The sequence below is a fragment of the Pseudoalteromonas sp. SWYJZ19 genome, from assembly GCF_015864375.1.
Classification (GTDB): Bacteria; Pseudomonadota; Gammaproteobacteria; order Enterobacterales; family Alteromonadaceae; genus Pseudoalteromonas; species Pseudoalteromonas arctica.
On the sequence record NZ_JADYXI010000027.1, the window covers coordinates 1 to 23,031 of the forward strand.

Below are 23,031 nucleotides of genomic sequence, written 5' to 3' on the forward strand. Positions count from 1 at the left end.
ATAAGGTGCGTTTTTTACAGGGCTGCCATCTTGATAGACATAAAGTAAATCCACTACGCTTGACGTTGTTGCAGCAATACCTGAGTCATTAATGGTTATATCACTAATACGGCTAATATTGGCAGGGCTTGCGATGCTTGGGCTACTGGCTGTTTGTGGGCTGGTTATGTTGTAATCAACTGGGCCATCAAAGGTAATAAATGTGCCATCGAGTGTGAGTACATTGGTGGCGGTAATATCAACATTACCTTGGCTGTCGAGTTTTATCTCACCGCCCGCATTGTGAATAATTAAATCGCCATTGCCTGAGCCCGTAATGTTTATATTATTGTTTGTTTGTAAAAAAGTAGAGCCAGTAGGTACATTAAGCTTTAAATCACTATTATTGGTTTTAAGGAGTATGTCGCTTTGTGCATGCACTTTTACTGCACGCCCGGTGAGGAGTGAAATTTCACTATCGCTCGTAAGGGTTGTATTTTTACCACTGAACGCTTGGCTGCCACCACTTTGATAATTTATATGGCTGTTAGTTGTGGTTTGCGACACGGTATTTTTAACATCAATAAATTGATTGTTTTTAATAACAAACTGAACATTGTTTTGTTCGGTTTCAAGGCATAGGTCGCGCCCAGCGTGTAAATTTATAGTACCGAGTTGGCTTATCCATTGAATAAATTGGCGGCCTGATTTTATAGCATTTAATTCAATATAGTGCTCACTGGCGAGTGTTTGTAAGATGACTTTGGGTACATCTTTATCGTCATCAAACATGAGTTCATTTTGCGCTGCGCTTAATAAGCGATTATGTGTTGGGTTAGCGGCTGTAACTACGCTTGGCTGGTCGGCGTTTAGTGCAAAGCCCATTATAAATGTGTTGTTTGGGTCGTTATTAATACACCCAATAAGTACCTCAGAGCCACCAACGAGTGGGAAGTGCCAGCCAGTGGCTTGAGGTTGGTTTTCACAGGCATATAGCGCTAGTTTTTTTAGTGCCGGACTTGATTGAATTACTGGGCGAGCTGTTTTATCAAACTCGTTACGAATACGGTATTGACCGTGTTCATCTACAAATGCATTACTTGTGAGAGATTCTACAGTTGCGGGGAATACCATGGGCTTAGGCGAGTGGGGCTCAGGCATTGCTTTGTAAGGGGTACCGCGCTCTATAAATTGCGCTGTGCAGTGGTAGTGGGTTTCACCTTCATAGCTGCTTTCGTCATTTGCTTGATTAAGGGTGTGCTCTATTGCAATGCATAGCAAATCACCACTGGCAAAGCCCATATTGTCGTCAAGCGAAATTGAACAGCCCGCAAATACATCAGATACATTACCCGTAAGCGTAACCAGTTTATTGTGTGTGGCTAATGCATTACTAAAGCTTTGTGTTTGTGCTGATGCTTCTGCGCTTGAGTTTGCAGCAGGCTCGAAAAAAGATTGGCTGTTACTGGCTACTTTTTGAAATTGCCCATGGGCATTACTTTGCGCTGCATTATTATATAAGGTTTGTGTTACTTCACTGTGCATAAAGCCGACAAAGTTACCCCAGTACTGGGCGTTCATCCCCGCGTTTGCTTTAACTTCTAATACACCCGTACTTAAATAAGGGCTGTTGAGGTTGCTGTCACTTATAACAAGTGTTTCGGTGCTTGATTCGCTTTCAATCCAGTAAAAAAGGCCATGCTGTGACATCAAGCGATTAAAAAAGGCCCAGTCACTTTCCATTGCTTGCACACATTGCTTTAAATGCGGTAAGGCGGAGCTGGTCCTAAAAACGATTTGTCCTGATGAATAACCTGCTTTTTGTGCTAAGTAATTTAATACATCTTGTACATTTACAGTAATAAAGACTTTACTGTTTGAGGTGTTTTTTAAGGTGGATAGTCGATCTTGAATGTTTATTTTAAAGCGATGTAGATTGTTGAATACACCCATATTGGTAACAGATGTAATCAAGCCGCATTGCTCTCGATATTTTTTGTTTTTATTAACAAAAATAACACTGGCATTAGCAAGTAGGATATCTGTATTAATTTTTACTGAAGATTCAACGGTGAGTGAATAACTAAAGCCTTTATTAATTTTTTCGTAGCCATGTAGGTAAGTAACATTAAAGTCTTTGTCATTAACCTTCAAAAAAAAATTAGATTTAGTCAAAACGTTGCAATCCCTGCTCAGTAAAATTAGTGGCGTAAACATACCTTTTTGTGTGTTAATGATCAACTGGATAATTGTAACCATAAAAAATTTAATTAGATTACCTTTTGATTATCTCGCAAATAAGGATAGTGGGTTTTTGTTGCGTATTTATCATTTATAAATATTAATTAGAGTGTTTATTCTAATTAATTAATTACATTAATATTCTAATATTTTAAACCTTATATAGGTTGACAATAGCGGTAGGGTGTTTGTATTATGCGCCAAATAAATGGATTTATTACTAGCCTTAGACTATGAGTTTTTTAGTTTAACTGATGACAAGGAGCATGTTGTGAATAAAAAAGAGTTTATAAATCAAATAAATAGCTTGTACTCCTTAGCTTGGTCACTTACAGCCAGCGTTTCTTCGCTGCTAGACCAGGTAGGTATTCCTGCCCATCGCGTTTTTTCTGAAAATTCTATAGAACACTTTTTCTTTTTTTTAAATAATCCTCCTAAAAGCAATGAAAAAGTTACTTTAATTAACGGTGATGTTTCTGTTTATATAAAAGAGCTTTCGCTAATAAATACTAAGTTAATTATGTCTATAGATGATGTTGTTACGCAGTCTTTGCTAGTTGATTCTCAAGAAAAAAGCAGAAAGAAGACCTTGTTCGGATTTTTTAAAACTAATAAATGGTCTGATTGTGCGAATGTAAGATTCAATAAAGTTATTTGCCCAGTTTATGAAGCTACTCTTTGCAAAACTAATTTTAATTTTAAATAAAAATATTTATTGAGGTAAAAAATGCGCTTTATTTTAAATGCGATTATAGGTTTATCACTTTCTATAATGTTAACTGGTTGTATGAGTACTAACGTAAGTTTAGATGTTAAGGCAACAGATAACTTAAATTTAAACCAATTTGATGAAGCGTTACCAGTCGTTTTAAAGGTATATCAATTGTCGGATATACAAACCTTTAAAACAGCTACGTTTGAAGAATTATGGAAGTCAGATAAGTCAGTTTTAGCTAATAGTTTAATTACATTAGAAGAGCGAACAATTCACCCTTCTGAACAATCTAAAATTAAGTTTGAACAGGCTGAAAATGCAAGATTTGTTGCTATTGTGGCTTTATTTAGAGACCGCAGTGGAGACAACTGGAAAGCGTATTACCCGCTTGCAGATGGCCCTGTTAAGTTATCTACATCATTAGATGTTTTGGTTACCAATAACGAAGTTCAGTTACCTGGCGTGGATAAGGCTGAGTAATGAATTTAAAAGCTCCCGCAAAGCCCGTTTGGGCTGAAGGTGTTTTGCTTGCCCAGCAACATTTTCAACTATTTGACGATTATCACGATCAAAATCAGGTTGTACGTCAAGCGCTAATATCACCGTTGGCATTTGGTTTACAGCATTTTGCTATTGATGAATCAGCACTTGCTCGCGGCATATTAAAAGTGACCAGTTTTAAGCTACTTTTAGAAAATGGCCGTTTGCTTGATTTCGATCGTCAACATCAAGATGATTTAAAACTAGAGCTTGATAATAACCACCAAGAGAGTGTTATTTATATTGCTATTGCTGCAAATAAAACAGTTAGCAATATTGAAGGTTATGCGGCGAGTGGGCAATTGAGCGCATATGAAGCGGATTATATTGATTTAGAAGATAATCATGATGCGTCGCGTAGTCGTGAGGTATTAGTTGCAAAACCTAAATTTATATTACTGTCTGACTCAGATGTAAAAACTTATTTTGACACCATTGCCTGTTTGAAAATAAGTCGCTCGGAAGATGGATCATTTGTTTTAAATAAACAGTTTGTGCCTCCTTTATTAAATATTAGTGCGTCTGCTTATTTGACTGAATTATTAAACAGAACTGCTAATTTAGTTAATGCAAAAGTTAACGTGCTGCTTAGTAGACGTAAAAATTATGGCTCAGTTACTGACTTTGGGCCAAATGAAATGAATACATTTTTGTTACTTAATGCAATGGCTCCATCAGCCAAGCGTTTAGATCATCTTAAAAACTTGTCATTGGTTCATCCGGAACGTTTGTATTGTGAGCTTGTTGATTTAATTAGTTCAGTTTCAATGTTTGAGCACAGCGATTTAGTTAACCAAGTACCACCATACCAGCATAAAAATTTAAGTAATGTATTCGGTCAGCTTGATGGCCTATTAACTCGTTTACTTGAAGGGGTTGTTCCTAAGAAAATGGTGGGCTTGAAACTTGAAAAAACCTCTAACGCTATTTATCAAGTTGCCACTATTGATTCTGCCACTTTTACAAATAACGACTTTTATTTAGCTGTGTATTTTGAATCTGAAGACACAAAATGGATTGAAACATTTAGTGACCAAGTAAAAGTTGGAGCAAGCGAAAAGCTCGATATCATGATTTCATCTGCTTTAGCGGGTGTACAACTAACGCATTGTCAGCGACCTCCGAATAAGCTGGCCATAAAAAGTGGGTATGAATACTTCAGGCTTGAGTCGCATGGTTTCATTTGGCAGCAAATTATTGAAGAGCAATCATTAAGCCTATTTGTACCATTTGGATTGCAAAGTGCACAAATTGAAATTGTTACCGTAGCACGTAATTAACGTTGAGTTGAAATTATGCAAGAAGCACAAAAAGAACAAGATTTAGTCGCGTGTATTTCGCCTGTAATTAATGCGCTAACACCATTAAAACTAAAGCAATCTACTAACTTAGAGCTTGAAGAGTTTAGAGAAAATTTACTAACTAGTTTTGATGACTATGAGCGTAATTGTTACTCGCAACAGGTAACAACAAGTTTAATGCAAGAAGTTAAGTTTGCTCTTACGGCTATGTGTGATGAATTTGTTATGAGTTCAGGTGCTCATTTTAGAATGGATTGGATGTCTCGACCGCTACAGCTTGAATTTTTTGGTAACAACCGAGCTGGTGAAGAATTTTTTGAACGTTTAGGTAAGTTGCGTACCGGCGGAGAGCAAAAGCTAGCTGCATTAGAGGTTTATTATATTTGTCTGCAGCTTGGCTTTGAAGGCATTTACAAAGTTAAAGGCATTGAGCAATTAAAAGCGTTAATTGTTGATGTTAGAGCTCAAATTGAAGATATAAAAGGAACACCGAGTTCTCAATTATCTGATAACGGTATACCTGCAGAAGGGTTTGCTATGAAGGTGGGGCGTAATATTCCTTATTGGGTGATTTTGGCTATTTGCTTGGGTTCTATTGCCTCATTATTTGCTGGATTTCATTATGTAATTAATAAGCAAGCAACGCAGAGTACTCAGGTAATAGACAACCAAATTGAAGTGCTGACTCAGCTCAATAAAACCAACGAAACACGATAGGTAACACAATGCAGGGAAGAGTTAATAAAAGCGGTTTAGTTCATTTTTTATTGGGCTTGGTATCATCGCGTGCAACGGGTCAACTTATTGGCTTTATAGCCGTTTTGAGTATTGTGTGGTTTGCCGGTCGCATGGTGGGTTTAGATACTACCGATAAAAAATTAATTGCGATGGGTGCTGTAACCGCTGTTTTTGTTTTATTTATTTTTATTCGTTGGTTATGGACTAAGCGCTCAGGCGATAAGTTAGCTTCTGAATTAGCAAGTCATAATGCCGGTTCGAGTGCTGAATTAAGCGAAATTAAAGAAAAAATGCAAGAAGCATTGGGGTCTTTAAAAGCATCTCATTTAGGTGCGGGTTATCGTGGTAATACCGCTTTATACGCTTTGCCTTGGTATATGATTATTGGCCCTTCGGCTACAGGGAAAAGTACTTTATTTGCAAATTCGGGCTTACATTTTCCTTACTCTAATTCGAGTGAATTGCATATCCAAGGTTTTGGTGGAACGCGCAATTGTGACTGGTGGTTTTCAGATCAAGCTATTTTAATTGACACAGCAGGGCGTTACACAACTGAGCAGTCAGAAAACAAAGAGTGGTTGTCATTTTTAGCGCTCCTTAAAAAATACAGGCCAAAGCTGCCTATAAATGGCGTAATGGTGGCTATTAGCGTTGCAGATGTATTAACTTCCGACAGTGAAGAAATTCGTCAACATGTAAAATTAGTACGTGAGCGTATAGAGGAGCTAATTACTCAACTTGGCGTTATCTTTCCTGTATATATTACTTTTACTAAAACTGACTTAATAAGTGGTTTTGAACCTTTTTTTAGCGACTTATCTGAAAAAGAGCGTGAGCAAGTATTTGGTGCTTACTTACTCGATATTAGTGAAGATCAAAAAAATGATCCTGCGGAAATGTTTGAAGTTCGTATGCAGGAGCTATATGAGCGACTGTGCGAGCAACGATTAAGTAAAGTTGCACGCGAGCGCAATGAGCATCGTAAGCAACTAATACTAGATTTTCCTAACCAATTTCAATCGGCTTCAACTAAGTTAACTGAGTTTGTTAACTTGCTGTTTAAGTCTAATCCGTATCAAGAAGTTCCTTGGTTTGCTGGTGTTTATTTTACATCGGGTACGCAAGAAGGAACGCCTATTGAACGCATTACTAATGGTGTACGAGATCAATTTGGTGCGGTTGTAGTTGACCAAAAACAAGAAAGTATTACTCAAAGTTATTTTATTAACCGCGTATTTAATGATGTTATTTTTAAGCTGCAGGATTTAACGCGAGGAAACAGAAAAAAACGGTTAGTAGGACGCTGGTTAAAAGGTTTAACCGTTACTTCGGGCTTGGCATCTATTGCCGCAATTACAGCACTTCTTATTACGTCATACACGAGTAATCAACTATTACTTAATCAAGGTGAGTCACGTGTAAAAGCTGTTGTTGAAGCTAATGTAAGTAAGGCTAAAGATGAGCAAAAGCTCGCGGCTACGCTAGCTTTATTTGAGCACTATGGTCAGCTTAAAACTTACGAAGATTCACTTCCGTGGTATTTTATATTTGGTATTTATGAAGGTGATGAAACCTTAAATAGTGTTGCAAATGTACTATTTAATCAAATGAATCAACTTATTACTTACCCAGGTGAAGAGCATCTACTTGCACAAATAAAGCAGTACGAAACTCAGTGGTTTGACAATGAAGATGAAGCAAAAGCAACTATTCGTCAGCAGTATTATGATGCACTAAAAATGCATTTAATGATGAGTACGAACCCTGAGCATATTTCAACGGAGTTTGCTAAAGAGCAATTGCTTAATTTTATTGCTGAGCATTTTCATATAGACATAAATGCACAAGAGCAAGCGCCAATTTATACACAACTGAGTAGCTTAGTTGATATGTACCTACAAAATATGGGTAGCGATATAGAGCAACCAGGTAAAATTGCATTTTGGCAAACTAACGAAACATCAATAGCACTCGCGCGCGATAACTTAAATACCCAGCCAGAGGCTTTCCCGTTATATCAACAAGTAATTACAAGTTTTGCTGAACGTAAAAAGCCATTGTTATTAAACGATTTTATGATTTCTAAAAATCGTGATGTATTTAAAAGTAAGTATAAAATCCCGTATGTTTATACAAACTTAGGTTGGCAGGAATATGTATTCCCAGAGATTAAACGTATTTCACGTTTGGTATTCTCAGGTGACTGGGTTATGGGTTCAAGCGATGAAAATGGTCAAAATGTTGTTGACGAAGCACAAGCTGAAACCTTGGCAAAGGCTATGCGTGCATATTACTTTAAAGACTACGGCAATACTTGGTTTGCTTTTATAGATAGCATAAAAGTACCTGCATTTAGAGATCTAAACGATGCAAGTATCGACTTTGCACGCCTTTCATCGATGGACGGCCCTTTTAACGATTTAATGAAACTGATTAACGACAATATTACGCTTGCTGACGCGCCTTTGAAAAGCCAAGCTTCAATAGGCAAGACCGCTGCTGATGTTGCAAATAAATTAGCTTTAAATACACCAACAATCACTCAAATGAGTACGGTTAGAGCGCCAGAGCTTGAAAGCCGATTTGCTGATTTAAGACGTTTTGCACAGCCAAATGAAGATAAAAACTCTTCTGATTACTTAAGACAATACATCAGTTCATTAAGTAGCATTTATTCAGATATTAAAGCTATGGCAGCGAGTAATGAAGATGATGCTCAAGCAATGATATTTGCGCAGGACTTACTTTCAGGTAACAGCCAAAGTAATGCATTGCAGTCTTCGTGGATTATTATTGAGAGCCAAACCCGAGCATTAGACCCTCAAACTAAAGAAACGCTAGATAAGTTATTTAAAGCCCCGCTTCACGGTGGTATAGCGACTGTCATGGCAAAAGCACGTACTCAGCTTAATCAAGAATGGGAAAACCAAGTTTATACTATGTACAACAGTAGTTTAGCTGGTAAATACCCGTTTAACTTAACAGGCCCTGATGCTGCTATAGCAGATGTTTCTGAGTTTTTAAATTCTGAATCTGGGATTTTATGGAGCTTTATTAATACCCAACTCAAACCATTTATGAAAGTACGCCGCGGTGTGTGGGAAGAAAAACAATGGAATGGTGTAGGTATTGGTTTTAGCGCGCAATTACTTGATGGTTTAACTAAAGCAAATAAAGTAACTCGTTCGTTGTTCTCTAGCGGTGCTGATAGTGCTGGTTTTACTTTTCAAATGATGCCGGTTCCACACCGAGGTATTCGTGAAACGTACCTAGGCTTTAGTGAGCAAGGTTATCGTTATCGTAATGAGCCTGAAGAATGGCGTAATTTTTCGTGGCCTGGTCGAGGGGCTGCAGAAAAAGCGGTTCTGTATGGTTTAGATAATAAAGGGCGTCGTATTTCTATCGAGCAAGACGGGCCTTGGGCACTACTAAAAGTACTTAACTCAGCCAACGTTAAATGGATTAAAGGCACGGAGTTTTTAGCAACCTGGGAATTAAAAGATAAATCTGAAAAGCCGTTAACGGTGCAGTTTTCTCTTAAATCAGGTCGCAACAGCGGTATATTTTCAAAATACATGCTTACATCGTTTGCATTGCCAAGTTCTTTGTTTTCGCAAAGCCCTAGTTTGGCTCAATCGCAATCGCGAACGATGCAATAGGCCGCCTAGCAATGTTTAATTTATTTACTAAAAAGAAAACACCGACACTGGTTAAGCAACACAGCTTTGGTTTTATGGGTAAAACACCAATAAGACCAGACTTTGTAAAGCTTAATATTTCATCTAGAGAATCGGTTGGATTTGATCATTGGTTGCAAGAGGGCTTTGCACATTTAAACCGTGGTAGAAAAACAACGGATACAAGCCACTTGAATGGAACTAAGTCATTGTTCTTTATATCTGGCAATGCTGATGATGGTGGTTTACTTGGCGTTTTGCAGCCAAGTAAAGATAGCAGTGGTCGGTTTTACCCATTTAGCTCTTTTGTACATAGTGGGCTTGATACATATAAGCGACATCCTGCTTTTCTATTTTTATTTGCAAGCCAAGTAATAGAGCACCTTTTAGGTGTAAATGAAAATATTAAACAAGCTGCCAGTATTAATGAAATGGAGCAAAAAGCACAAGATTATAACCGTGTAGCTGATGCACTTAAACAGCAACCAAACTTAACTCTAGAGCTTGATAAACTTAGAACTATTCCGATGAGCGTTTTTTGGCAGCATTTAGGCCTGAACGATATTGCTAAAAGAGCAATTTTAATTGAAGAGCTATCGGCTGTGCTTAAATCTATCGCTAATAGAGGGTGTTTAAGAAGTCAGTTTGGTATTCGCCTACCAATGCCTAGTTTTAGTCATGAAAGTGCCTTAGTTGCCGGGTTTTGGTTGCACTTAGTTGCATCTATGGTGGCAGATCATAATTGGCAGCCTTGGTTTTTTTATCAGTTAGGTGATGAGAATCAAGCGCCTAGTTTAACTATTTTTTGTAGGCCTATTCCAGCGTCATACTTTAATAGTGTGTGGGAATACGATAAAAAAACAAACGATATTGTTGATCTATGTAATTTAAAAGTAGAAAAACAGCCGTCTTCACAAACACTTAATTTTGCTGATATGGATAACGTGAGTGTTTACGATGCACTTCGTCGTTGGTGTAAATCATGAGTAATAAAGCGCCGCATACACATACCACCTGGATTGAATGGCTTGAAGCATTAAGTGCTCCTCTGCCGGGGAACAAGTGTGGAGAAGATTTAAAATATGAAGAAACATTTAAAGCATTAAAAGCATCTTCATCAGGGGTGGGGGAAGTTGACTTTAAAGTGATGTTTATACAAGCATCCGATTTACTCAACACTCAAAGTAAAGATTTACGCATAGTAAGTTATTTAGCACTAGCTGCAACAAGTGAGTTTGGGGTTACAGGTTTAACGCATACGTTATTGTTATTTAATCGTTTGTTGACTACTTATACGGATGAGGTACACCCACTAAAAGCCAGAATGCGCGCTGCAGTCAATACATGGTTTTTGCAACAGCAAGAGCGTTTAAAAGGTGTTGCCCAAGGCCATAATACAAACGCTGAGCAATGGCCTGAGCTTATAGCTGCTTTAACCCAATACAACGAGCAGTGTGTTGGGTTGCTAGATAACGAATCTGGCCCTCTATCGACTTTGAATGAGTGGGCTAAAGAACAAGAAAAACGAAACCCAGTGCCTGTAGCTGAACCAGAGCAAGAAGAAAAAGCGATTAGCACAGAGCAAAAATTAGCTGAGAATTCAGCTGTAACGGCTCCAAAATCAGAAACTAATAATTCGGCACCAGCCGCAGTTGCTAGCCAGGTTAGTATTGGTAATGCTGATATTGCCTCAGATACAGCGTATTTAAGTGCGGTTAGGCAGCTACTTAACTTTGATAAAGAACAAAATAACATTGAACGAGTAGTAAAGTTATCGCGAGCTGCACGTTGGACAAGATTGGCATTACCGGCTAACGAAAATGGAAAAACGCGTTTACCCGCTCCTAGAGCTGCAGCATTTGCTCCAATTGAAAATGCATTGGCAAGTGAGCAACCTGAACAAGCTTTAAATTTAGCCGAAGGGTTGTTTATGGAAGGGGCTATGCAATTTAATTTAAATCTCCAAGTACTTAGTTTAAATGCATTAAAAAAATTAAATAAATTGCCGCTTGTTCATTGGCTTGAGCAACAATTAGTTAATTTAAATGAGCAGTTTCCTGCTTTAGTTTCCCTACAGTATGACGATGGAAGTCCGTTGTGTTCATCTGTAAATAAAGAGTTTTTAAAAGAGTTATCACATTCTGCAAAAACAGAGTCTGTTAGCTCTCAAAGTAGTGCGTTTTATGAGCAGTATAGCGAGTTAATACAAGACGTCGAAAAAGGGCAGTTATCGACGGCATTAATTAAAGTCGATCAAATAAATATTTTAAACGATTTTGACAAAGCTCAAGCGCAATTATTAAAGGCTAAGTTATTAATAAAAGCTGAGCATTACGAACATGCTTTAGCGTTGTTAGGTGTGTTACTAAAACAAATAAAAGCGCATGATTTAGCGCAATGGCAACAATGTTTTTGCATGGAAGTATGGCGATTTTCCAAGCAGTGTTATGCAAGTTTGTCACAAACGCCAGAAGATGAAATGAGTTTAGCTGCTAAACATATTAGTCAGCAAATGATGGTAACTAACCCTGCACAAGCATTAGCGTGGGTTTAGTTACAAGGGCTTGACTAATATGTCGAGGTTTAATTGGAATTGAGTCGGTAGATAACCAAACTGCAAAGGAAAAAACATGAGTGATACATTTCAAAAAGAGATCCCCAGAGCTCGGATCAATATTTCGTTAGAGCTTGATACAGATGGCGCTTCGCAAAAAAGTGAATTGCCATTAAAAATGCTAGTAATTGGTGACTACTCAAATGGTCAAAATAGCCAAGAACTATCTGAGCGTGAGCGCGTAACAATTAATAAAAATAATATTGAGCAAGTGCTTAAAGATATGGCGCCTAAAGCGAACTTTCAGGTAGCAAATAAAATTAAAGGTGAGGGCGAAATTAGCGTAAACCTTGAGTTTGATTCTTTTAAATCGTTTGACCCAGAATCAGTTGCTTCTCAAGTGCCAGAGCTTAATAAAATGATGGCTATGCGTAATTTACTTCGCGACCTTAAATCTAATTTATTAGATAACTCATCACTTCGTAAAGAATTAGAGCGTGTATTACAAAATCAACCAGAGCTAGATGAATTAAAAGCTAAACTGGATGAAATTGCGCCGCTGGCTTCTGAAGATGAAAAACAACCAATAACTGAATAAGGAGATTACCATGTCAATGCAAGAACAATTAAATGTTGCCGCGCATACCACGGAGCAAGCTCCTTTATCTACTTATGAAAATATATGTGGAATGGTTGATATTTCTCCAGTTTCAGATGAAATCAAACTTGATTCATTCAGAGATGCAAGCAACCTAGCCGAAACTCGTGCAAATGAGCGCTTAACAGCAGCTATAAATGTATTTTTAGATATGGCTAGCAGTAGCGGTCAAGAAGTAACGCGAATTGATAAATTACTTTTAGATGATTACATCGCAAAAGTAGACATTATTATTTCTCAGCAGTTAGACCAAATTTTACATCATCCAAATTTTCAAAAAATGGAATCAGCATGGCGCTCGTTACGCTACTTAATTAGCCGTACGCCTAACAACGCTAATATTAAAATAGAAATGCTTGATGTAGATAAAGAAACTCTAAGAGATGACTTTGAAGAGGCGCCAGATACAACGCAATCTGCACTATACAAGCATGTATATACTTCAGATTACGATACGCCAGGTGGTGAGCCAGTATCTACAATGGTTTCGAACTTTGAATTTGATTGTTCGGCACCCGATGTATCGTTACTGCAAGAAATATCTCGTGTATCTGCAGCTGCGCATTGTCCGTTTATGGGCAGTGTTGGTCCTAAGTTTTTTCTTAAAGACTCATTGGAAGAAGTGTCTAAAATCCAAGATTTGGGTTCTTACATGGAACGCGCTGAGTTCCTTCGTTGGAAAAACTTCCGTGAATCAGAAGACTCTCGTTACATTGGTTTAGCATTCCCACGCTTTTTACTACGTCTGCCTTACGGTGAGACAAATCCTCTTCGTAACTTTAATTACCAAGAAGATGTAAGTGCGCAGCATCATGAACGTTATTTGTGGGGTAATGCAACATTTGCATTTGCTGCAAATATCATCCGTAGTTTCCATGATAATGGTTGGGCTGTAAATATTCGTGGGCCGCAATCAGGTGGTAAAGTTGATAATCTTCCGCTGCATTCATTTGAAGCTGGTAAAGGTGTAGAAACTAAAATACCGACTGAAGTACTGATTTCTGAAACTAAAGAACTTGAATTTGCTAATCAAGGTTTTATACCGCTTAGTTATTATAAAAATTCAGATTTTGCATGTTTCTTTTCAGCTAACAGTGCCCAAAAGCCGCAGGTTTTTGAAACAAATGAAGCAACAGCTAATGCAAGAATTAACTCACGCTTACCATATATTTTCTTAGTATCGCGTATTGCGCATTACTTAAAGGTTTTACAACGTGAAAATATTGGTTCAAGCAAACCTCGTCATGAATTAGAGCAGCAGCTTAATGATTGGCTTGGCGCATTAGTAACTAAAATGAACAATCCAGATGAATCTCTTATTGCTACGCATCCACTAAAAGATGCAAAAGTAACTGTGGCAGAGATTCCAGGTAACCCTGGTTATTACAGAGTAAGTACGTACATTGTACCTCATTTCCAAGTTGAAGGGATTGATGTTCGTTTAGCGCTAGTAGGGCAAATGCCTGGCGAAAAATGAACTGCTACGCCGCCAATGAAACGGATTTAAGTACTATCAAATGCGTCTATTTGGTGAGTAGTTGGCAGGTGTACATAAAGGATTAAGACTTATAGTCTAAAAAATTGCCCCAAGTTGGTTGCATCCAACTTGGGATATATTCCCCAGTGGCATGAAGCAGAGGGCTTTTTGGGGGGCATAAATATTACTATTTATGCCAATGCCAACTAACAGGAAACACTTCATTCTAAAAGGAGAATAATGAAATGGCAATTCCAGCGTACATGTGGTTAAAGGATGACCAAGGTAATGACATCAAAGGTTCTGTAACTGTTGCAGAGCGTGAAGGTTCAATTGAGATCCTACACTTTGATCATGAACTTCGTATTCCTACGGATAACGATACAGGTGAACTTACAGGTACTCGTAAGCATGAACCTTTTGTAATTACAAAAGCTGTTGATGCGGCTACGCCGTACTTGTACAAAGCGTGTTCAAACGGTCAAACACTTAAGCAATTAGAGCTTAAATGGTACCGTATTGATGACACAGGGACTGAGCGTGAATATTTCTGCCACAAGTTGGAAGATGTAAAAATCACTTCGATCTCACCAACAATGCATAACGTTAAAGACTTAGACAAGGAGCGTTACCCGCACCTTGAAACAGTTTGTCTACGTTACAAACGCATTACTTGGACTTACTTAGATGGCAACATCGAGTTCTCTGACTCTTGGACTGAAGGTCGTTAATTAGTCAGTAATTTTGAAGGATATGCGCAAGCATATCCTTTTATTGAGATGTAGATATGGCGTTATTCGATTTTTTAACTCAACCAGTTACACGCAATGGCCATCATGGTTTTCAAACTGATGAGCAGGTTAGTGTGTGCAAGCATTTAAATGAGCTTTTAAATGCAAGAAGAGGCGTGTTAAAGCACTTGTCTGACTATGGTTTGCCCGATGTAGAGGATATTTACGAGGGGTTACCATATTCACAACACACGTTAGCGTTTGAGGTTAAAAAATTGATAGAAAAGTACGAACCACGCGTACGATATGCAAATGTAACACCTGTTGAAATTAAAGAAGATAATTGTGTAATAAGGCTAGATATTCAAGCATTTTTAACGAGCGGACAAAGTATCAAGCTAAACACTCGATTTGAATCTGGCGGTAAAGCAGACGTTATGCAACATGCAAAAAACAATAATTAATATTATTTAAAGGATTGATGAATGCAGCAATATTTTGATGCACAAATGCGCTTGTTAACCCAAGCTGGTAAGCAGTTTGCTCAGTTTTATCCTGAGCATGCAGGAATGCTTAACATTGATGCATTAAAAGATAGAGACCCTCATATTGAGCGCTTATTAGAAGGCGTGGCGTACTTAACTGCCCATACTCAAAAGCGTCTAGATGAATCAGTCCCTGAGGTTTCAGAGCAGGTGCTGCGTCAACTGTGTCCAATACTGTTAAGTTATTATCCTTCTAGTACTGTGGTGCAATTTAAGCCTAAATTGGCTATGCAAAAAACACATTCTATTTCAAAAGGTTTACAGCTCAACCCTCCTAAAGCAAAGACCGATAATAAAAAAATAATTTTCAGTACAACCCACGGTTTAGATGTTGTCCCATTGGATGTTGAACATGTTAGATACCAAGAGTCGCACTTGGGTGCAGAGCTACGAATAGGGTTTAAGTTTGTATGCCAAGGTGAACGCAGCAATTTTGATTTATCTAAGCTAAATTTTTATTTACGTGGCGATACACCATTATGCAGTGCTTTATTTCAGTTGTTAAAAACACCTAATAAGCAAGCTGAACTTGATTTTGGTTCTAACCATTTTGAGTTCAATAAAAAGTTAAAAGCAAAAGGCTGCAGTGCGACTTATTTAGATATAGATGGCGCTTTACTGCCTAGTGCAGCTAAAAGCCATCCCGGATATGCACTATTACTTGATTATTTTAATGCAAAAGATCGGTTTTACTTTTTAACATTTGATGGTTTAAAAGACGAAGAGTTTCCTGAGCATATTGACCGTTTTGAAGTGGTATTTAGAGGGGATAATAAACTACCGCCGGGCCATCAGTTAAGTAAAGAAAATATTTTAATCAATTGTGTGCCAGCAGTTAATTTATTTAGCCAAGCCGCAGAGCCCATTAAAATAGAGCCTAACCGTACTGATTATATGATAAGTGCAGATCAGACTCGTTTTGACCACGTTTTTAGCTACACGGTTGATGCAGTTGCTGGTCGAAATTCTGTAACGGGGCAATCGTATGATTATACGCCTCGTTATCAAAGCGTATTTGAAGACGAGAAAAAGCTATTTACTGTGCTCACTAAAGATGTAGGTGCAGCAGCCCCAACTCATTATTTACAACTCCCTTTTAATTTAGAAGATGAAAAAGAAACTCTATCAGTTGATTTAACCTCTTTTAATGCTGGTTGGCCTCGTCAGCTTTTGCAAGAGGGAGACTTGAGCGAAGGCGGAAAAGACATGCCGAGTATCGTTGAGGTAAAAAATGTTATACGCCCAACTAATTATTTAGCATGTCCAAGTCAGCCAAAGCATTGGCAGCTTATTAGCTTGTTAAATGTAAAGTTTTCGCAAATTACGCAAGTTACAGAGCTAAAAAGGTTACTTGTGTTGTTTGACTGGTCTGATAAAGCTGAGAATAGATTAAGAATTGAAAGCATTTTAAAAATAACAGCAACGCCAATCAGCCAAATTAAGCGCGGAATATTTATCAAAGGTGTTGATGTACTTATTGATATTGATGAAAGCAAATTTGTTGGTGATGCCGATTTATATCATTTTTGTAATGTATTACATGAATTCTTTTTAATGTATGCCCCTATAAACGAAAGCGTACAAACGCGTGTTAATGCAATTCCTAGTTATAAGTCATGGAGTTGGGATATTGAACCAGGTAAGAGCTATCAGCTATGAGTTATGCTGAGAAAAGCCATGCGCATCCTGTTTGGTCTAAGTTACCCGCCCCAATAGAGCTACTTATAGAGCAGCCTTGGCGGTTTAACTTATTTAAAGCGATGAGCTTAATAGAAAAACACTGGGCTGCGCCTCAAGAGCTAGAGCAAGGGATCAGTAATAGGGTTGTTTTTAAACCTTTTAAAGAGCTTGGTTTTCCGGCTACTGATGTACGCGAATGTGTATTAGAAAACGACGGCAGGGGAAGATTAAGCTTATCGACCTCTTTTTTAGGCTTGTATGGTGTAGATGCACCCATGCCACATTATGTATTAGAGCAAGCAGCAAGTGATGAGCAAAGCGGTGACCGCGTTCGTCAGTTTTTAGATATATTTAATCATGTGTTGTATTGCCAACTTTTTCAGGCCTGGAAAAAGTCGCAAATTAATATAGCAGGCAGAGGCGCGAGCCAATTTGATGGGTTAGTTGAATCTATTTTACTGGGAAAAACTGATCAAAAAATTCAGTGTGGTATTGCCAGTTTAAAGCAAACTAGCGCTGCTGGCTTAGCGCAGCTTCTTAAACATAGTTTAAATATAGACACGCTAAAGGTTGACGACACACGAGCTAATTGGCAAAAAATAGATACGCCCAGTGCAATAGGCGAAGAGAGCCAAATGGTTTTAGGTAACTCTGCAGTACTTGGTACACAGGTATTGGTTAGCGGAAGTATTTTAACAATAGATATAGGCCCAGTTAATAGTGATACAGCCATGAGCTTAACGCCAAGAAGCGAAGAAGGTATAAAAATGGCGGCACTATTATCTGCGCATTTACCAAGTAATGTAGAGTGGGTTTGCCAAATAAAGGTAGCTAATGAGGCGGTTGCTGAGCAAGCACTTGGTCAGCAACCGTTAGTACTTGGACACAATTCATATTTAGGGGCTGCAGCTGCAAATACAACAACACATAGCTACAGTCATCAACAGTATAAACACTAAGGAATTAAGGATAAAAAAATGGATGCTAAAGGTATAAAACAACTCATAGATAAATTAAATGGCCACACCGCAACAGCACTTGAATCAGCCGCTGGCTTTGCGAGTAGTCGTAGTCATTTTGAAGTGCTTCCTGAGCATTTACTTATTAAGTTGATGGAAGAAGGAAGTAATGGTGACCTTGAGCACATTTTTCATTTTTTTAATATTAATCAAGATAAAGTATGGCACGAGCTATTAGACTTTTTAAATAAACAGCCTGCCGGTAATCAAAGTAAACCTACATTTTCTCGCCGTTTATACGAATGGCTAGAGCGTGCATGGTTAAGTGCTAATGTTCAGCATAAAAGTGATTTTATAACCGGTGCTGCACTTATTGACTCATTAACAGAGTTATTACCTTACAGCCCTGTACTTCAATTACCCGCTTTACTGGATAAAATAGATTCACGTTTTTTAGCTGAAAACTTAGATAAAATTTGTCAGCAATCTTCAGAGCGTTTAAATATAGCGGCTAAATCAAAGTCTGCAAATCAAGCAGATTCATCGCAAGGCACAGCTGCGCTTGATGAGTACTGTGAAGATTTAACTGAAAAAGCAAAACAGGGTAAAATCGACCCGGTTCTCGGTCGTAATGACGAAATCCGTATGATGGTTGATGTGTTATGTCGCCGAAGAAAAAACAACCCTATTTTAGTGGGTGACCCAGGTGTAGGTAAAACAGCAGTGGTTGAAGGTTTTGCCCAGCGCATAATTGATGGCCAAGTACCAAGTGATTTGCAAGGCGTACGCTTATTAGTGCTTGATATGGGGTTATTGCAAGCAGGAGCTGGTGTTAAGGGGGAGTTTGAGCGCCGCTTAAAAACAGTAATCGACGAAGTTAAAAATTCAACAACACCAATAATTATGTTTATTGATGAAGCACACACTTTAATTGGTGCCGGTGGTGATGCAGGCATGAGTGATGCGGCAAATTTATTAAAGCCAGCATTAGCGCGCGGAGAATTAAGAACCGTTGCGGCTACAACATGGAGCGAGTATAAAAAATATTTTGAACGTGATGCCGCACTAGAGCGCCGTTTTCAGCTTATTAAAGTAGATGAGCCAACAGAGCAAGCTGCTCAATTAATGCTTGCAGGCTTAAAAGATAAATATCAAGAGCATCATAATATTCAAATTACGGATGATGCTATAGAAGCTGCTGTTGTTTTATCGTCGCGCTATATAACAGGCCGCCAATTACCAGACAAAGCTATTGATGTATTGGACACCGCAGCGGCAAGAGTACGTATGTCGTTTGCTACAGACCCTGCTGCTATTGAGTCTGAGCGCGAGCATATTAATTACTTAGAAACCAGAATTAATAGCCTTAATGTAGAGCTAGGGCAAGGTTTAGTCGTTGATAAAGATAAGCTTACCCATTTAGTTGAAGAGCTGGTTATTGCACAAAATAAATTGGCGCAACTTACTCACTCGCGTGAATCTCAAATTTCGACTTTGAGTCAAATTAACGAGATAAAGCAGGCAACTGATCAAGAGCTTGATAGCGAATCATTACTGACACTTCGCCAATCGCTTAAAGAGCAAAATACACAAGACAACGGCTTATTTAGTGAAGTAGATGCAGATGCTGTTGCACAAATTATTTCACAGTGGACCGGTGTGCCTGTAGGGGCAATGGTAAAAGATCAGATTAGTAATTTAATTAACCTAGAAGCCACAATTAGCCAAGAAGTTATAGGGCAACAGGCAGGATTGGCTAAAATAGCGCAAACGCTAAGGGTGAGTAAAGCCGGCGTAAGTAACGATGAAGGTCCGCTAGGCGTATTTTTATTGGCAGGCCCCTCAGGTGTAGGTAAAACAGAAACCGCTCGCTGCTTAGCTAAACAATTATTTGGTGGCGATAAGTTTTTAACCACTATAAACATGAGTGAGTACCAAGAGTCGCACACTGTATCGCAATTAAAAGGTTCACCTCCGGGGTATGTTGGTTATGGAGAAGGAGGTGTATTAACCGAAGCGGTAAGGCAGCGTCCATATTCAGTAATTTTACTTGATGAGGTTGAAAAAGCGCACAAAGATGTAATGAACATGTTTTATCAAGTATTTGAGCGTGGCACCATGCGTGACGGTGAAGGGCGTGAAATAGACTTTAAAAATACTGTAATTATCATGACATCTAATTTAGGCTCAGCAGAGTTAATCGATGCGTGTACACCGCCTACAGTTATAGACCTAAGTCCTCAAGATGATGAGGAAGAACAGGTACAGCAAAGCGAGCAAGAAGCAGCTATTAACGAAGCGCTAAATCCAACGCAAGCACCTATAAATGAAGACGGAACACCTTGGAAAGTACCATCAATCGGTGTGCTTACTGATTTAATTAAACCGCAGCTACTTGCTTTTTTTGCGCCGGCTTTGCTTGCCCGTATGCAAGTTATACCTTACTTAGCGCTTGATTCAGAAGCACTGCAATCTATCGTTAGCCTGAAACTTGAAGCTATTGCTACACGTTTGCACGAAAACCACAAAATGCAGCTACGAGTAGATGCCAGTGTTTTAGAAAAACTGACTACTCAATGTACGCTTTCTGATAGTGGTGCACGTATGGTAAATGCAGTTATAGAGCAGCAAATACTCCCTGGTATCGCTAAATCAATTTTAGAGTTTATGGCAGAAGAAGACATGCCTGATATTTTAACGCTGGCTGTTGACGAACAAGACGAAATTACAGCGACATTTGCAGATAACGCTTAAATAAAAGGACGTAAAAATGGGATTCATGGACATATTTAACGAACTCAAGGCCAATAAAAGTCACTTTAGTGTTGCTATACAAGGCATGCCTGACGGAATGGTCTATGTAACCGACTTTGAGTCTAGAGACGATCGTTTATGTGAAGACTATGAATTTAAAATCCAAGTATTGAGCCCTGAGCATTTAACATCTGAAATGCTAATAGGCAAAGATGTATCGTTATCACTAGTGTGGTCAATGTTAGATCGGACTATATCAGGGTTAATTAGTGGTTTTATAGCGCATGGTCAAAGTCATCAGGGGTACCACTATACTTTGATCATGAGTTCTCATTTAACATTACTTAAGCATCAGCATTCTAACCGTGTATTTACTGCTATGGATGCAGGTAAAATTATTTCGAGCGTGTTTGAAAAAGCAGGTTTCCCTGCGCAAAAATTAAATGTGCAAGCAAGCTCAACCATGCTTGATATGACCGTGCAGTACAACGAAACTGATTACGAATTTGTAACACGCTTAATGCGTAAGCACGGTTTTGTATACAGCTTTGTAGAGCAAACGGGTGGTGAATGTACATTGTATATTTGCAATGATTCTAATGGTATAGCGCAAGAGTTTGATGAAATAAACCTAAGCTATGTACCGCCATCTGGGCAAGTAAGAACGAGTGAGTCAATTTTTGCTATAAGTAGACAGGCCCAATTATTTCCACAAAGCACGCACTTAGATGATTACAACTACCAAGCTCCGGGTAATTTGCAAGTTTCAAAAAATAACAGTGCGTCAGTTATTGGTTTTGGTGAAGATAGTCATTACGGTGATAATTACGGGCAATCAAACGAAGGCCAAGACTTAGCAACTATCAGACAGCAAGCGTTTGATTGCCAACGTGAGCAAATAATAATAGATACAGACTGCAGGGCGCTTCGCCCTGGTATGCGTTTAAATATTTATGACCACCCAGAGCATGATGGTCAGTATTTAGTGACGCGTGTAGAGCACAAAGGTAGCCAAAGTGCTTCGGTTGAATACGGCTCTAATGTAAAGGGCTTAACGTATAAAAACCAAGCTTATTTAATTAGTGTTAACCAGCCTTATAAAGCTCCATTACGCCCAGCGAGACGTGTGTTTGCAACGTTTAATGCATTAATTGAGCAAGAAATTGACGACAAAGGTAACTACGTAGTAAAACTACCGTTTAATCAAGATGGAGAAGGCCAAGAAAGCCGTCCTACACGTTTAATGCAACCTTACGGCGGCAGCGGGCACGGTATGCATTTTCCACTAACGCAAGGTACAGAAGTGCTCGTGTGTGGTGAAAATGGTGATTTAGACAGGCCTATAATTTTAGGCGCACTTTATAATGAAAATGCTCCAAACCCTGTTACAAGCGAAAACCCAACTGAAAACAAATTAGTAACTAAAGCTGGGCACAGCTTTGTAATGGATGACAAAAAAGGCGAAGAGAAGATAAGCCTTGCCAATAAAAACAATAAAAACCAATTAATACTCGATGCAACAAATGGTGCGCACCAGGCAATGTTAAAGTCTGTTGATGGTGATGTTAAAATTTCTGCGAAAGAAAACCTTCAGTTTGTTGCCGAGAACGACGCAAACTTTACAGTCGCTAATAATTTTACAACCCGAGTAGAAAACAATCTGCAAATTCAAACCCGCGAGGGAGATATTACAGTTACCTCGGCTGCGGATTTAACTCTAAACTCAGCCTCAAATAGTCGTATTCAAGCGGCTGACGGTAACTTAGAGCTCACAGCAACTGATGAGCTTAAAATGCAAGCGCAGCAAGACATTAGCGTTTACTCGGTAGACGGCAACCTTGAGCTACAAGCACCTCAAGGTGATTTAGAGCTAAATAGTGGCGGTAACATCACTATAAAAGCAAATGGGCAGGGTTCAATTCAGTTAAGTCAAGGTGGCGCAAGTATAGAAATTGATGCTGCGGGTAACCTCACAATTGATGCCACTAATATAACGTTAAGTGCCACTAATATAGCAATTAAAGGCAGTGCAATTAGTAATAACTAAGTTAAAGGAGTAATTTAATGAACGCTAAAGTTAAAAGTATATTTAATCACGATCAGCAACTTGCACCTGTAAGTAAAGTTGATGAATTTGGCCGAGTTAAAGGCGTTACAATAAATAACGACGAACATAATGTGGTAGCACAAGCGGCGCATATAACACCATGCCAAGTGGGCGACACAGTACTGCTTACCCATACTGCACAGGGCTTTATAGTAACAGGCCTACTTGCAAATGAAGATCAAGCACCCGCTGCATTCATTCAAAATAGCCAAGGCCATATTGTTATTGAAGCTCAGCAAAGTATTAGCCTTCAAACGGCTAAAGGGACGATAGAAGTATTTGCCGACGGGACGATAGTGCTCGAAGGGCGAGATATAACGGCTAATAGCGAGCAAGATCTTACTTTGGCTGGCTGGCCAATTAGGCTCAATTAAC

Annotated in this window: 17 protein-coding genes; 16 read left to right on the plus strand and 1 reads right to left on the minus strand. The window is 38.7% G+C overall.

Annotated features, from left to right (window positions below):
* On the minus strand, positions 1-2,154 hold a 2,154-nt coding region (locus I6F45_RS19155), incomplete at its 3' end, for a type VI secretion system Vgr family protein (RefSeq protein ID WP_269435529.1).
* Positions 2,155-2,428: 274 nt separating this feature from the next.
* On the opposite strand from I6F45_RS19155, the gene I6F45_RS19160 reads away from it, so the two are divergent.
* From I6F45_RS19160 to I6F45_RS19235, 16 genes are all read left to right on the plus strand, one after another.
* Entirely contained in the window at positions 2,429-2,926 is a 498-nt protein-coding gene (locus tag I6F45_RS19160) for a hypothetical protein (RefSeq protein WP_231609714.1), read from the plus strand.
* Positions 2,927-2,947: 21 nt separating this feature from the next.
* On the plus strand, positions 2,948-3,415 hold the full coding sequence (tssJ, locus tag I6F45_RS19165; protein WP_165729449.1) for a type VI secretion system lipoprotein TssJ: 468 nt from the start codon (positions 2,948-2,950) through the stop codon (positions 3,413-3,415).
* A complete protein-coding gene (gene tssK, locus I6F45_RS19170) occupies positions 3,415-4,755 on the plus strand; it encodes a type VI secretion system baseplate subunit TssK (RefSeq protein ID WP_165729450.1) in 1,341 nt (446 codons plus the stop codon). The genes tssJ and tssK overlap by 1 nt, the downstream gene beginning before the upstream one ends.
* Before the next feature lie 15 nt (positions 4,756-4,770).
* On the plus strand, positions 4,771-5,493 hold the full coding sequence (gene icmH, locus I6F45_RS19175) for a type IVB secretion system protein IcmH/DotU (RefSeq protein WP_007584493.1): 723 nt from the start codon (positions 4,771-4,773) through the stop codon (positions 5,491-5,493).
* Between the two features lie 8 nt (positions 5,494-5,501).
* Entirely contained in the window at positions 5,502-9,173 is a 3,672-nt protein-coding gene (gene tssM, locus I6F45_RS19180; protein ID WP_197161702.1) for a type VI secretion system membrane subunit TssM, read from the plus strand.
* Positions 9,174-9,184: 11 nt separating this feature from the next.
* Complete coding sequence (gene tagF / locus I6F45_RS19185; RefSeq protein ID WP_007584486.1) at positions 9,185-10,177, plus strand: type VI secretion system-associated protein TagF; 993 nt, start codon at positions 9,185-9,187, stop codon at positions 10,175-10,177.
* The gene (locus I6F45_RS19190; RefSeq protein ID WP_197161705.1) at positions 10,174-11,745 is read left to right on the plus strand and encodes a TssA family type VI secretion system protein; all 1,572 of its coding nucleotides are present in this window, start codon (positions 10,174-10,176) and stop codon (positions 11,743-11,745) included. The genes tagF and I6F45_RS19190 overlap by 4 nt, the downstream gene beginning before the upstream one ends.
* Before the next feature lie 76 nt (positions 11,746-11,821).
* Positions 11,822-12,343, plus strand: a complete 522-nt coding sequence (tssB, locus tag I6F45_RS19195; protein ID WP_165729453.1) for a type VI secretion system contractile sheath small subunit — start codon at positions 11,822-11,824, stop codon at positions 12,341-12,343.
* A gap of 10 nt (positions 12,344-12,353) precedes the next feature.
* Positions 12,354-13,880, plus strand: a complete 1,527-nt coding sequence (gene tssC / locus I6F45_RS19200; protein ID WP_024594497.1) for a type VI secretion system contractile sheath large subunit — start codon at positions 12,354-12,356, stop codon at positions 13,878-13,880.
* A gap of 245 nt (positions 13,881-14,125) precedes the next feature.
* On the plus strand, positions 14,126-14,611 hold the full coding sequence (locus I6F45_RS19205; RefSeq protein WP_007584479.1) for an Hcp family type VI secretion system effector: 486 nt from the start codon (positions 14,126-14,128) through the stop codon (positions 14,609-14,611).
* Positions 14,612-14,667: 56 nt separating this feature from the next.
* Positions 14,668-15,075 carry a type VI secretion system baseplate subunit TssE gene (tssE, locus tag I6F45_RS19210; RefSeq protein ID WP_165729455.1) on the plus strand — a complete coding sequence of 136 codons (408 nt, stop codon included), beginning with the start codon at positions 14,668-14,670 and terminating at the stop codon, positions 15,073-15,075.
* A gap of 21 nt (positions 15,076-15,096) precedes the next feature.
* Positions 15,097-16,815: a type VI secretion system baseplate subunit TssF gene (gene tssF, locus I6F45_RS19215; protein ID WP_165729456.1), complete on the plus strand. Its 1,719-nt coding sequence runs from the start codon at positions 15,097-15,099 to the stop codon at positions 16,813-16,815.
* The gene (gene tssG, locus I6F45_RS19220; protein WP_165739406.1) at positions 16,812-17,795 is read left to right on the plus strand and encodes a type VI secretion system baseplate subunit TssG; all 984 of its coding nucleotides are present in this window, start codon (positions 16,812-16,814) and stop codon (positions 17,793-17,795) included. The genes tssF and tssG overlap by 4 nt, the downstream gene beginning before the upstream one ends.
* An 18-nt stretch (positions 17,796-17,813) precedes the next feature.
* Positions 17,814-20,549 carry a type VI secretion system ATPase TssH gene (tssH, locus tag I6F45_RS19225; protein WP_197161708.1) on the plus strand — a complete coding sequence of 912 codons (2,736 nt, stop codon included), beginning with the start codon at positions 17,814-17,816 and terminating at the stop codon, positions 20,547-20,549.
* 25 nt (positions 20,550-20,574) lie between these two features.
* Entirely contained in the window at positions 20,575-22,596 is a 2,022-nt protein-coding gene (locus I6F45_RS19230) for a type VI secretion system Vgr family protein (RefSeq protein ID WP_197141948.1), read from the plus strand.
* Between the two features lie 17 nt (positions 22,597-22,613).
* On the plus strand, positions 22,614-23,030 hold the full coding sequence (locus I6F45_RS19235) for a hypothetical protein (protein WP_165729459.1): 417 nt from the start codon (positions 22,614-22,616) through the stop codon (positions 23,028-23,030).
* Position 23,031 lies beyond the last annotated feature (1 nt).